Here is an 11906-nt window from a genome sequence, read left to right on the forward strand (position 1 = left end):
AGCCGTGATTGGTCGCTTGAGAGGCATTGTCATTGAAAAGCAGCCCCCCGAGGTCCTGCTGGAAGTGGGCGGGGTTGGCTATGAGGTGCAGATGCCGATGAGCTGCTTCTATGATTTGCCGGAGATCGGCAAGGAAGCGACCATCCATACTCACTTCGTGGTGCGGGAAGATGCCCAGCTGCTCTATGGTTTCAACCACAAACAGGAGCGGGCACTGTTCCGCGAGCTGATCAAGACCAACGGGGTCGGCCCCAAGCTGGCGCTGGCGATTCTTTCCGGCATGACAGCTACCCAGTTTGTGCTGAGTGTCGAACGTGAAGAGATAAGCTCTTTGGTCAAACTGCCGGGAGTCGGCAAGAAGACCGCCGAGCGGCTGGTGGTGGAGATGAAGGATCGCCTCAAGGGGTGGGTCAGTCACGACCTCTTCTCCCCGGCCATGGTCACCCTGCCAGCCAGTGAGCCCGAATTGCGGGCACCGGATGTGACCGAGGAGGCGGCCAGTGCGCTGGTGGCCCTAGGTTACAAGCCGCAGCAGGCGAGTCAGATTGTCAGCAAGATCGCCAAAGAGGGGATGTCGGTGGAAGATATCATCCGTGAATCCCTGCGTAGCCTGGTATGAGGTAGTTGATGATTGAAGCAGACCGCCTCATCTCGGCCAGTGCCGCCCGTGAGGATGACATTATTGACCGGGCTATCCGCCCCAAGAAGCTGGCTGACTACACCGGTCAGGATACCGTCTGCGAACAGATGGAGATCTTTATCGAAGCGGCCCGTCAGCGGGGAGAAGCGCTCGATCACCTGCTGATCTTCGGTCCGCCGGGTCTGGGCAAGACCACCCTCGCCAACATCGTCGCCAACGAGATGGGGGTCAATATCAAGACCACCTCCGGCCCGGTGCTGGAGAAAGCGGGGGATCTGGCGGCGCTGCTCACCAACCTCGAACCGAACGATGTGCTGTTCATCGACGAGATCCATCGCCTCAGCCCTGTGGTGGAGGAGGTGCTCTATCCGGCGATGGAGGATTACCAGCTCGACATCATGATCGGGGAGGGACCCGCAGCTCGCTCCATCAAGCTGGATCTGCCTCCCTTCACCCTGATTGGCGCCACCACTCGGGCAGGTTCACTGACCAGCCCGCTGCGGGATCGCTTCGGTATCGTCCAGCGGCTGGAGTTCTACAACGTCAAGGATCTGACCGATATCGTCTCCCGCAGCGCCCGTTGTCTGGGGCTCGACATGACGGAAGATGGTGCCATTGAGGTCGCCCGTCGCTCTCGCGGCACGCCGCGGATTGCTAACCGTTTGTTAAGGCGGGTGCGCGACTTTGCCCAGGTGAAATCCGATGGCCGGATCGACGGCCCCATTGCTGCCCGCGCCATGGACATGCTGGATGTCGATAATGAAGGCTTCGACTTCATGGACCGCAAGTTATTGTTGGCTGTCATAGACAAGTTTATGGGGGGCCCGGTGGGTCTCGATAATCTGGCCGCCGCGATCGGGGAAGAGAAAGATACTATCGAAGATGTGCTGGAGCCTTATCTGATCCAGCAAGGGTATCTGCAACGTACCCCCAGAGGACGGATTGCGACCACACGAGCCTACGCTCATTTCGGTCTTCAGCGACCAGATGAGAAGTAAAAACAGTCGTTTGAACATGAAACCGCCGTCAAAGGCGGTTTTTTGTTATCCGGGCAAAAAAAAAGCCCACGGCGGATGCGGTGGGCAAAGACAATTCAGGATGGATGTTCACAGACAGTGAGTGCGTCTGGACACAGACCGGAAAATAAACAGGTGAGCCGTCGCGAGCTCTCAGAGTCGGTTCAGTTGATAGAGCTGAACAAAGGAAAGCTTGTAGTAACGGATGGTTTTAGCAACAAACTTTTTCATCTTCGATTCCAATAGACAGGTTCAAATTGATCGTCGAATACGTACCGTGAACCCGGATTAACCGGCCTGTATCCAAGGGTATGCCCTCACTGCGAGGCGCATTGTAGGAGTTCGAATCGACCCCGGCAAACAAGAAAAATTGCACTCTTCAAATTAGTTTATCTAATGTCTTTGTTGATGAAATTGGTTCGCATGAGTATGCATTCTTTGCAATTTTAAATTGAGTTTTCGAATCAGATTGCCTGACTCGGATAACATGGAAAAAGGCGCGTCATTCACGCTTTTCAAATTAAACCGAGTGGCGGGATGTTAAATTTTTAAATTGATTTAAATCAATGTTTTACGCTTTATCGTGTTTTGTGATCTGGCTCGCGTCAATAATCGTGAAATAGATTAAAAATGCCTTTCAAAGCCATGTATGGCGGGTCCTTTTACATTGATTTCAATCAAATAAAGGTGATATAAAAACCCGGTCATCATGGGCGAGAATAAATTTAGGCTGATTGTTTTGGAATTGTTAAACATTAGCTTTATTTGTGTTCTCGTATTGCCTTGTTGTTAATGTCAGTGGTTACTGAACGCGTTTTGTTGTGACACGTCCCAATAAGGCTCATTCGCTAACCTCCAACGGAAGCTTTGTGCTTAAAACTTAAAATAGCCGTGCCAATAATCGGTGAGGAAACATCATGATTGCTGAGCATGTGGTAGACCTATCGCGGTTCCAGTTCGCTGCGACGGCCCTTTATCACTTTTTGTTTGTACCCCTGACGCTGGGAATGGCCTTTCTCCTGGCGATCATGGAATCCGTCTATGTGATGACCAACAACACCATCTACCGGGACATGACCAAATTCTGGGGTAAGTTGTTTGGTATCAACTTTGCCTTGGGGGTCACCACAGGTCTGGCCATGGAGTTCCAGTTCGGGACGAACTGGGCGTACTACTCCCATTATGTCGGCGATATCTTCGGGGCCCCGCTGGCTATCGAAGGGCTGATGGCCTTCTTCCTGGAGTCCACCTTCGTCGGTATGTTCTTCTTTGGTTGGGATCGTCTGAGCAAGCATCAGCATCTGGCTGCCACCTGGTTGATGGCGCTGGGTACCAACCTCTCCGCCCTCTGGATCCTGGTCGCCAACGGCTGGATGCAGAACCCGGTCGGTGCCGAGTTCAACTTCGAATCCATGCGAATGGAGATGATGAGCTTCGCTGACGTGGTGCTCAACCCGGTTGCTCAGGTCAAGTTCGTCCACACTGTGGCGGCTGGTTATACCTGTGGCGCCATGTTTGTGCTGGGTATCTCCTCCTACTATCTGCTGAAGAATCGTGATGTGGCGTTCGCCCGTCGCTCCTTCGCTATTGCCGCCGCGTTCGGTATGGCTTCCATCGTGTCCGTGCTGATCCTCGGTGACGAATCCGGTTACGAGACCGGTGAAGTGCAGAAGGTGAAATTGGCCGCTATCGAAGCCGAGTGGGAAACTGAACCTGCTCCGGCCGCCTTTACCCTGTTCGGTATTCCGAATCAGGAAGAGATGCGCACCGACTACGCCATCAAGATCCCCTATGCACTGGGCATTATCGCGACCCGTTCTCTGGACGGTCAGGTCACCGGTCTGAAGGATCTGAAGAGCGAGCACGAACTGCGCGTCCGCAACGGTATGACCGCTTACGACCTGCTGACCAAGCTGCAATCCGGTGACAAGTCTGACGAGACCCGCGCTCGTTTCGACGAAGTGAAGCAGGATCTGGGCTACGGTCTGCTGCTCAAGCGCTACACCAGCAACGTGACCGATGCTACAGACGAGCAGATCAAGGCCGCCGTGGATGACTCCATCCCGCAGGTACTGCCGCTGTTCTTCGCCTTCCGCATCATGGTTGCCGTCGGCATGCTGATGCTGGTACTGATTGGTATGGCCTTCTATGACAGTGCCCGTCATCAGATCGGCAAGCGCAAGTGGCTGCTCAAGGGTCTGCTGTGGGGTATCCCGCTGCCGTGGATCGCTATTGAAGCTGGCTGGTTTGTGGCTGAATATGGTCGCCAACCGTGGACCATTGCAGAGGTGTTGCCGACTTCCCTCTCTGCATCCAACCTGCCTGCAGCCGAGATCTGGTTCTCTCTGATCGGTATCTGCCTGTTCTATACCGTACTTCTGGTTATCGAGATGTACCTGATGTTCAAGTATGCCCGTCTTGGCCCCAGCAGCCTGAAGACTGGCAAGTATCACTTTGAACAGATCAAGGCATAAGGAGAGCGACCATGTTTGATTACGAAACTCTACGTGTCATCTGGTGGGCTCTGGTCGGCGTGCTGCTGATCGGTTTTGCCATCACTGACGGCTTCGACATGGGGGTAGGCGCACTGCTCCCGTTCGTCGGCAAGAAAGATGTCGAGCGCCGCGTGATGCTCAACACCATGGGACCGCACTGGGAAGGTAACCAGGTTTGGCTGGTCACTGCCGGTGGCGCCTTGTTCGCCGCCTGGCCGATGGTGTATGCCGCGACCTTCTCCGGCTTCTACATCGCGATGATCCTGACCTTGATGGCGCTGTTCCTGCGTCCGGTCGGTTTCAAGTACCGCTCCCTGCGTGCTGATGCCAAATGGCGCAGCAACTGGGACTGGGCCTTGTTCGCCGGTAGTGCCGTGCCGCCCATCGTCTTTGGTGTGGCCTTTGGCAACCTGCTGCAAGGCGTTCCGTTCGAGTTTAACCAGTTCATGATGTTGACCTATCACGGCAACTTCTTTGGTCTGCTTAACCCGTTCGGCATTCTGGCTGGTCTGGTGAGCCTGTTCATGCTGCTCACCCAGGGCGCAACCTGGTTGATGATGAAGACCGACGGTGAAGTGCTGGCTCGTTCCCGCACTGCCGCCATGATCTGCTCACTACTGACCCTGGTGCTGTTTGCTGCCGCGGGTTGGTGGGTAAGCGGTATGGAAGGGTATGTCATCGTCAAGGCTGCCGCGACTGACGCGGTATCCAACCCGATGAATAAGGAAGTTGTCCTGCAGGCTGGTGCCTGGATGAACAACTACACCCTCTATCCGTGGATGGTGGCCGCCCCTGTACTGGGTCTGGCCATGAGCCTGCTGACTGCGCTGTTTGCCCGCATGAACATCGGCTGGCTGGCGTTTACCAGCTCCTCGCTGGCGATTGCCGGGGTCATCCTCACTGCCGGTTTCTCCATGTTCCCGTTCGTGATGCCCTCAAGCCTTGAGCCGTCACTGAGCCTGACCATGTGGGATGCTACCGCCTCTTTCAACACCTTGCAGGTGATGACTGTGGCTGCAGCGATCTTCGTACCGATTGTGCTGGGTTACACCATCTGGACTTACATCAAGATGTTTGGCCGGGTAACCAACAAGCACATCGAAGATAACCAACAATCTCTCTATTAAGAGGTGCGCTGACAATGTGGTATTTCACCTGGATCCTGGGGCTGTTGCTGGCCTGTGCATTTGGCATCATCAATGCGCTGTGGCTGGAACACACCGAGAACATGGATCGTCAGATCGATGAAAACAAGTGATCGACTCGCCAGGCTGGCCGCTCCACTGGAGCGGCAGCCGTGGCAGGGGTTGATGTTACTCGCGGCGGCCTTGTTGGCCGTCGCTATTTTACAGGCCCCCAATCTGATCGCGGCCAACACCAGCGAGCATGGTCTCTGGCTTGCTCCCTGGCTGATGTGGGCCGTCTGTTGTGGCGTACTTAACGGGCTTGGCTTTCATCTGAAAAGCCTGCCCGGACGTGTGCTGTTCAACCCCTGGCTCGCCTGGCCCAGTTTGTTGTATGGCCTCTGGCTGACACATTCATATTTCCTTTCATAAAAAACGGGGGGAGGCAGGATTTCCCTGTCTCCCCCTGCTTCTTTCCTATTCAGCCCTGCGCTATGATAGCCCCCCATCTGACTGTCGAATGGATCACAGATTGTTATGGGGGAAGTCTTTGAGTTTCCGGTGCGTGTCTACTACGAAGACACCGACGCCGGGGGCATCGTCTACAACGCCAATTATCTCAAGTTTATGGAACGTGCTCGCACCGAGTTTCTTCGTGCCAAAGGGGTCGAACAGGACGTCTGGCTGCAGGAGGGATATGCCTTCGTGGTGAGCCGAACTGAGATCGATTTCCGCTCGGCGGCCCGTTTTAATGAACTATTGAATGTATTAACGCAAGTGATTGAAGTGAAACGCGCATCCCTGCGCTTTTCGCAGCAGATCCTGGCGGCTGATGGACGACTGATCACCCAGGCCATGGTACAGATAGCCTGTGTCAGTCATCCGCAAATGAAACCTGTAGCTATACCTGAAAAAATCAAGGGAGTGCTGTTAAGTGCACGCTGAAATTTCGTTTATTGGCCTGTTTTGGCAAGCCAGCCTGTTGGTAAAACTGGTCATGATGACCCTGATGAGCATGTCTATTGTCTCGTGGGCGCTGATTATCCAGCGTTCAAAGGCGATCAAGGCGGCCAATCTCGCATCGGAACAGTTTGAAGATCGCTTCTGGTCAGGGGTCGATCTCAATCGCCTCTATCAGGAGTCCTCTTCCCGCCGCGATGATATCGAAGGCATGGAAGATATCTTCTACTCCGGCTTCAAGGAGTATGCCCGCTTGCTCAAGGCCGGTGCCCGTGGTCAGGATGCGGTGATGGATGGTACCTACCGCGCCATGCGCGTCTCCCTCTCCCGCGCGGTGGATGATCTGGAATCCAACTTGCCGGTGCTGGCGACCATCGGCTCCATCAGCCCCTATATCGGTCTGTTCGGTACCGTATGGGGGATCATGAACGCCTTTATCGCCCTGGGTCAGGTGCAGCAGGCCACCCTGCAAATGGTGGCACCGGGTATCGCGGAAGCGCTGATCGCTACCGCCATGGGTCTGTTTGCCGCTATCCCGGCGGTTATCTTCTACAACCGCTTCTCCAACAAGGTCGAGCGGCTGGAGAACGCCTACGCCAACTTCATGGACGAGTTCACCACCATTCTGAACCGTCAAATTGCACAGCAGCAGGGTGATCAGTAATGCAAACCTATCAGCGGATCCGGCGCAAGAAGGTGGCCGAGATCAACGTGGTTCCCTATATCGACGTCATGCTGGTGCTGCTTATCATCTTTATGGCGGTCACGCCGGTGATCACGCAAGGGGTCAAGGTGGATCTGCCACAGGCTGAGTCCGAGCAGTTGCCGGAAGATGCCAAGCCGCCCTTCATCGTCAGCGTCAATACCGAAGGCGAGTATGTCATCAAGGCTGGCGAAGCCGATGACGAGCCGGTGCCAAGCGGCACGCCAGAGGCGATGCAGCAATACATCACCGAAAAAGCCATGGGCTATCTGGCGATCAACCAGAATGCCCCCGTGGTGGTCGCGGGTGACAAGGCCGTGCGCTACGAAGAGGTGATCCTGTTGATGGTGGCCCTCAAGAAAGCGGGTGTGCCTCAGGTTGGCCTGATGACAGATCCGGTGAACTAACGGAGATGGATGTGAAGCGTGGTATTTCCGGTTATCTCATCGCGTCGTTTCTGCTGCACCTGATCATCGGCATCATCCTGTTTGTCGGGCTCGATTTCAGCAAACCGAAACGACCCGAATCGAAGGGGCAGATCGTCAATGCCGTCATGCTCGATGAGAACTTCCTCAACGAACAGGCCAAGCAGATCCAGCAGCAGAAATCTCAGCCCAAGCCTCAAAAGGTAGAGAAAGAGAAGGATAAGGAAGACACGGATCTCGCCAAGCGCGAGCTGGCTCAGAAACAGGAGCAGCTTCGCATCGCCGAGACCAAGCGCAAGCAGGCCGAAGAGGCGACTCGCAAGGCCGAGGCCGAGAAGCAGAAGAAGGTGGCCGAGCAGAAGCAGGCGGAAGAGAAGGCCCAAAAAGCCGAGGAAGCCCGCAAGCTGGAAGAGCAGAAGGCCAAGAAGGCCGAAGCCGAGCGTAAAGCGGCGGAAGCCGAGAGCAAGGCGTTGGCACTGAAGAAGAAAAAGGAACAAGAGAAGAAAGAGGCCGAAGAGAAGGCCAAGGCGGCAGAAGCCAAGGCCAAGAAAGCGGAAGCTGACAAGAAGGCCAAAGCCGAAGCCGAGAAGAAAGCCAAGGCAGAAGCAGAGAAAAAAGCCAAAGCCGAGGCCGAGAAGAAGGCCAAGGAAGAGGCTGAGAAAAAGGCAAAAGCTGACGCAGAGAAGAAAGCCAAGGCAGAGGCCGAAAAGCAGGCCAAGATCGCGGCTGAGCGCAAGCGTAAAGCAGCCGAGCAGGCCAAGCTGCAAAAAGAGATGGAAGAGATGATGCAGCAGCAGCTGTCGGCTGAGGCCAATGCTCGCAGTCAGGCGGCATCGGCAGCAGCCCAGGGCGAAGTCGACAAATATGCGGCGCTCATCAAGGCCACTGTTGAGCGGTATATGATTTTGGATCCCACCATGCGGGGCAAAACATGTACTATCGGCGTACGTCTTGCGAGCAGTGGCTTTGTCATATCGGTAGATAACGGCCAGGGTGACCCGGCGGTCTGTCGTTCCGGTAAGGCGGCTGTTCTGAAAGCCAATCAACTGCCTGTGCCCAAGGATCCTGCGGCATTCGAGATGTTGAAGGAATTTAACCTGAAGTTAGAACCGAGTATCTAAGCGTGATAAAACGAGGTTGCTTGCCTCCGGTTGGCAACCTCTCGCCGAGAAAGGAATTTAACCTCTCATCTATATTGGAACCGAGTATTTAAGCCATGATCAGAAAAGTATTTTTTGCTTTGGTTGGCTGTTTGTTGCTGGGCCAGAGTGCCCAGGCGGCCCTGGACATCGTCATCACCGGCGGTATTGATAGCGCACGCCCCATCGCTGTCGCCCCCTTCAAGTGGGAAGGTAACGGGCAGTTGCCGCAGGACATCGCGGAAGTGGTCTCCAACGACCTGATGCGCAGCGGCAAGTTCAAGCCGCTGGCCCGTGGCCAGATGCCGCAAACCCCGAGCAGCAGCAGCGAGATCAACTTCGCTCCCTGGGCCTCCCAAGGGGTTGAAGCCGTGGTGGTGGGTTCCATTTCGGCAGTCGGTGACGGCACCTACAAGGTCAACTTCGAGCTGGTCGATGTGCTGAAAGGCCAGCTGGCCAAGGCACAAGGTGGCGAGAGCAACGGTTACATCCTGGATAGCCGCATGGCGACCATCCCGGGTGCCCAGATGCGCCAGTTTGCCCACCGTATCTCCGACATCGTCTATGAGCGTCTGACTGGCGAGCGCGGTGCCTTCCTGACCCGTCTGGCTTACGTCTCCGTCCAGCAGGGTACCCAGTTCCCGTACCAGCTGCGTATTTCTGACTACGACGGTTACAACGAGAAGACCCTGCTGCGCTCCCGCGAGCCGTTGATGTCTCCGGCCTGGTCGCCGGATGGCAGCAAGCTGGCTTACGTGAGCTTCGAGAACCAGAAGTCCGAAATCTACGTGCAGGATATCTACACCCAGCAGCGCAGCCTGATCACCAGTTTCCGCGGTATCAACGGGGCGCCGGAGTGGTCTCCGGATGGTCGTCGTCTGGCTATCGTTCTCTCCAAAGATGGTTCACCGAACCTCTATGTGGTTGATGTCGCTAGCAAGCAGCTGACCCGGGTTACAACCAGCCGTGTGATCGACACCGAACCCTCCTGGATGCCGGATGGGCAAAATTTGTTGTTCACCTCTGAACGTGGTGGCAAACCCCAGATTTATAGCGTAAATTTGGCGACTGGTATGACTCGCCGGATGACTTGGGAAGGTGAATCCAACCAGGGTGCATCCATTACTCCTGATGGCAAAATCATGGTGATGGTGACCCGTGTTCAGGGACAGTATCGTATTGCCCGTCAGGACATGGAAAACAATGCCCTGTTGGTCCTTACCCAGAGTGCTCTGGATGAGTCGCCAAGTGTGGCTCCCAATGGCAGCATGATCATTTATGCCACCATCTATCAGGGTCGTAAGAGTCTCGCGTTGGTGTCGACTGATGGTCGCTTCAAGGCTGTGCTTCCGACCAGTAGCGGTGAAATTCGTGCACCAGCTTGGTCGCCCTTCTTGAATTGATAAAAATCCAATTGTTTTTTGTTTTGTTATAAAGGTTTAAGGAAATAGCATGCAACTCAATAAACTGCTCAAGGGTTTGGCCATCGCACTGCCACTGTTCACCCTGGCCGCTTGTAGTTCTTCTTCTGATTCCGACGCCGCTGGCGCTGAATCAGGTATGACCGACGGCATGGGCGGTGTACAAACCGGCGGCGCCAACGGCATGTTGTCCCCGGAAGAGCAGATGCGTCAGAAGTTCGAAGCACTGCAGCGTGACAACGTGATCTACTTCCCGTTCGACGGTTACGATATCCAGGGTCAGTACGCTGATCTGCTGGATGCCCACGCCAGCTACCTGCGCGAGCGCCCGAGCGTTAAAGTCCTGATCGAAGGTCACGCCGATGAGCGCGGTACTCCGGAGTACAACATCGCCCTGGGCGAGCGTCGTGCCAAGGCTGTTGCCAAGTATCTGCAAACCCTGGGTGTGCAGGCCGAGCAGCTCTCCATCGTCAGCTATGGCGAAGAGAAGCCGCTGGACATGTCCCACACCGAGGATGCCTTTGCCAAAAACCGCCGCGCGGTTCTGGTTTACTAAGGTTTAAACCGAACGAAGTTCGTTTATATGCAAGCGGCCATTTCGATGGCCGTTTTATTTGCACTAAACGCCAAGGTTTGATCCGAATGAAATCTGTATATGCGAGCGACGATGGCGCTGGCCGTTTTATCTGTACTAAACGCTAAGGTTTGATCCGAATGAAATCTGTGTACAAGCAAGCTGTCGTTGCGCTGGCCGTAATGGTTGCTCTGAATGCGCAAGCTGCGGCACCGGTCAGCGATCTGGGCGGTGACTCAAGTGGTGGGGTTGTCCTTAGCGGCAACAACGGCGCCATCGTGCCCACCGGTAGCCTGGAAGATCGGGTTGCCCTGCTGGAGCGCACCCTCAATGCCCGTCTGCGACTGCAAGCTGAATTGCAGCAGCAGGTCGACTCCCTGCAAGGGGAGGTCTCCGAGCTGCGTGGTCAGCTGGAGCAGCAGACCTACCAGATGGAACAGTCGCAAGAGCGCCAGCGTCAGCTCTACCAGGAGCTCGACAAGGTTGCCAGCAGCCAGCAGGCTGCGCCGGCCGCCGCGGCCCCTGCTGCTGCCGCTACACCGGCTGCTGCGGCCAATTACTCAACCAATCAGGATGAGAATCAGGCTTACGACGCAGCGGTCAACATGGTGCTCAAAGAGAAGAACTACGACAAAGCCATTCCGGCTTTCCAGGGCTTCATCAAGCAGTACCCCAATTCGGGCTATGTTCCCAATGCACACTACTGGCTCGGCCAGTTGCTGTTCAACAAGGGTGACAGAGCCGGTGCCTCGGCCCAGTTTTCGACCGTGGCCAACAAATACAGCAAATCCCCCAAGCGAGCCGATGCGCTGCTGAAGCTGGGTATGCTGGCGCAACTGGATGGCAAGAAGTCGGAAGCCAAATCCTTCTATGAGCAGGTGATCAAGGGCTATCCCAACACCTCGCCGGCCCAGTTGGCCAAACAGAGTCTGGCCAAGCTGTAACATTGCTGTATGTCACTGTTTTCGTAACGCTACTGTAAAAACAGCCTGCATTTGTACGCACAGTGAGCAAACGGATTTAAATTACGAATTTTCTGTTGCACCGGAAATTTAAATCCGTAATATAGGCCGCCGTCAGAGCCGAAGCAGTAATGCAGTCGGAACTGGTCGTGGTGAGGGTCGTTAGCTCAGTCGGTAGAGCAGTTGACTTTTAATCAATTGGTCGCTGGTTCGAATCCAGCACGACCCACCATTTTCTCCACTCGGTGGAGACAGAATTCCCAGGTCGTTTAGCTCAGCTGGGAGAGCACCTCCCTTACAAGGAGGGGGTCACTGGTTCGATCCCAGTAACGACCACCAGTTTGTAGAAAAAATGATTTAGATGGGTCGTTAGCTCAGTCGGTAGAGCAGTTGACTTTTAATCAATTGGTCGCTGGTTCGAATCCAGCACGACCCACCATCATTTCA

13 protein-coding genes and 3 tRNA genes are annotated in these 11906 nt (G+C 55.1%); all 16 read left to right on the plus strand.

All coding sequences use genetic code 11. The annotated features are described in order from the left end of the window. The first annotated feature begins 4 nt into the window (after positions 1-4). The 16 genes from ruvA to AB5Z05_RS17750 all read left to right on the plus strand — a co-directional run bounded on the left by ruvA (position 5) and on the right by AB5Z05_RS17750 (position 11898). On the plus strand, positions 5-619 hold the full coding sequence (gene ruvA, locus AB5Z05_RS17675; protein WP_005335746.1) for a Holliday junction branch migration protein RuvA: 615 nt from the start codon (positions 5-7) through the stop codon (positions 617-619). Positions 620-627: 8 nt separating this feature from the next. Then, positions 628-1638, plus strand: coding sequence for a Holliday junction branch migration DNA helicase RuvB (gene ruvB / locus AB5Z05_RS17680; RefSeq protein ID WP_005335744.1), 1011 nt, complete (start codon positions 628-630; stop codon positions 1636-1638). Positions 1639-2573: 935 nt separating this feature from the next. Next, complete coding sequence (locus tag AB5Z05_RS17685; protein WP_005335743.1) at positions 2574-4130, plus strand: cytochrome ubiquinol oxidase subunit I; 1557 nt, start codon at positions 2574-2576, stop codon at positions 4128-4130. An 11-nt stretch (positions 4131-4141) separates the two neighbouring features. Beyond that, a complete protein-coding gene (gene cydB / locus AB5Z05_RS17690; protein ID WP_005335741.1) occupies positions 4142-5278 on the plus strand; it encodes a cytochrome d ubiquinol oxidase subunit II in 1137 nt (378 codons plus the stop codon). 14 nt (positions 5279-5292) lie between these two features. Beyond that, positions 5293-5409: a cytochrome bd-I oxidase subunit CydX gene (gene cydX, locus AB5Z05_RS17695; protein WP_005304933.1), complete on the plus strand. Its 117-nt coding sequence runs from the start codon at positions 5293-5295 to the stop codon at positions 5407-5409. Further along, positions 5396-5707, plus strand: a complete 312-nt coding sequence (locus AB5Z05_RS17700) for a cyd operon YbgE family protein (protein WP_041202810.1) — start codon at positions 5396-5398, stop codon at positions 5705-5707. Before cydX ends, AB5Z05_RS17700 begins: the two co-directional genes overlap by 14 nt. Positions 5708-5812: 105 nt before the next feature. Continuing rightward, a complete protein-coding gene (gene ybgC, locus AB5Z05_RS17705) occupies positions 5813-6220 on the plus strand; it encodes a tol-pal system-associated acyl-CoA thioesterase (RefSeq protein ID WP_005335737.1) in 408 nt (135 codons plus the stop codon). After that, positions 6210-6899, plus strand: a complete 690-nt coding sequence (gene tolQ, locus AB5Z05_RS17710) for a protein TolQ (protein WP_005335735.1) — start codon at positions 6210-6212, stop codon at positions 6897-6899. The genes ybgC and tolQ overlap by 11 nt, the downstream gene beginning before the upstream one ends. Next, positions 6899-7345, plus strand: coding sequence for a protein TolR (tolR, locus tag AB5Z05_RS17715; RefSeq protein WP_005354757.1), 447 nt, complete (start codon positions 6899-6901; stop codon positions 7343-7345). Before tolQ ends, tolR begins: the two co-directional genes overlap by 1 nt. A gap of 5 nt (positions 7346-7350) precedes the next feature. Beyond that, the gene (gene tolA, locus AB5Z05_RS17720) at positions 7351-8484 is read left to right on the plus strand and encodes a cell envelope integrity protein TolA (protein WP_013723471.1); all 1134 of its coding nucleotides are present in this window, start codon (positions 7351-7353) and stop codon (positions 8482-8484) included. Positions 8485-8579: 95 nt separating this feature from the next. Then, positions 8580-9905 (plus strand): Tol-Pal system beta propeller repeat protein TolB, encoded by a 1326-nt coding sequence (gene tolB / locus AB5Z05_RS17725; protein WP_005335728.1) that lies wholly within the window; start codon positions 8580-8582, stop codon positions 9903-9905. Between the two features lie 49 nt (positions 9906-9954). After that, on the plus strand, positions 9955-10479 hold the full coding sequence (pal, locus tag AB5Z05_RS17730) for a peptidoglycan-associated lipoprotein Pal (protein ID WP_005304908.1): 525 nt from the start codon (positions 9955-9957) through the stop codon (positions 10477-10479). 158 nt (positions 10480-10637) lie between these two features. Beyond that, positions 10638-11441 carry a tol-pal system protein YbgF gene (gene ybgF, locus AB5Z05_RS17735; RefSeq protein ID WP_201933493.1) on the plus strand — a complete coding sequence of 268 codons (804 nt, stop codon included), beginning with the start codon at positions 10638-10640 and terminating at the stop codon, positions 11439-11441. A 174-nt stretch (positions 11442-11615) separates the two neighbouring features. Then, positions 11616-11691 (plus strand) — tRNA-Lys (locus tag AB5Z05_RS17740). Positions 11692-11722: 31 nt separating this feature from the next. Then, positions 11723-11798: transfer RNA gene (locus tag AB5Z05_RS17745), tRNA-Val, on the plus strand. Positions 11799-11822: 24 nt separating this feature from the next. Beyond that, positions 11823-11898, plus strand: a tRNA-Lys gene (locus AB5Z05_RS17750). The last annotated feature ends 8 nt before the right edge of the window (positions 11899-11906 follow it).

Source organism: Aeromonas sp. R2-4, from assembly GCF_040908365.1.
Lineage (GTDB): Bacteria > Pseudomonadota > Gammaproteobacteria > Enterobacterales > Aeromonadaceae > Aeromonas > Aeromonas veronii.

What these genes read in the sequence shown, in the direction of transcription:
- ruvB (WP_005335744.1), top strand. Translation starts at nt 628, where the DNA reads ATGATTGAAGCAGACCGCCTCATCTCGGCCAGTGCCGCCCGTGAGGAT.
- AB5Z05_RS17685 (WP_005335743.1), top strand. Translation starts at nt 2,574, where the DNA reads ATGATTGCTGAGCATGTGGTAGACCTATCGCGGTTCCAGTTCGCTGCG.
- cydB (WP_005335741.1), top strand. Translation starts at nt 4,142, where the DNA reads ATGTTTGATTACGAAACTCTACGTGTCATCTGGTGGGCTCTGGTCGGC.
- cydX (WP_005304933.1), top strand. Translation starts at nt 5,293, where the DNA reads ATGTGGTATTTCACCTGGATCCTGGGGCTGTTGCTGGCCTGTGCATTT.
- AB5Z05_RS17700 (WP_041202810.1), top strand. Translation starts at nt 5,396, where the DNA reads ATGAAAACAAGTGATCGACTCGCCAGGCTGGCCGCTCCACTGGAGCGG.
- ybgC (WP_005335737.1), top strand. Translation starts at nt 5,813, where the DNA reads ATGGGGGAAGTCTTTGAGTTTCCGGTGCGTGTCTACTACGAAGACACC.
- tolR (WP_005354757.1), top strand. Translation starts at nt 6,899, where the DNA reads ATGCAAACCTATCAGCGGATCCGGCGCAAGAAGGTGGCCGAGATCAAC.
- tolA (WP_013723471.1), top strand. Translation starts at nt 7,351, where the DNA reads ATGGATGTGAAGCGTGGTATTTCCGGTTATCTCATCGCGTCGTTTCTG.
- tolB (WP_005335728.1), top strand. Translation starts at nt 8,580, where the DNA reads ATGATCAGAAAAGTATTTTTTGCTTTGGTTGGCTGTTTGTTGCTGGGC.
- pal (WP_005304908.1), top strand. Translation starts at nt 9,955, where the DNA reads ATGCAACTCAATAAACTGCTCAAGGGTTTGGCCATCGCACTGCCACTG.
- ybgF (WP_201933493.1), top strand. Translation starts at nt 10,638, where the DNA reads ATGAAATCTGTGTACAAGCAAGCTGTCGTTGCGCTGGCCGTAATGGTT.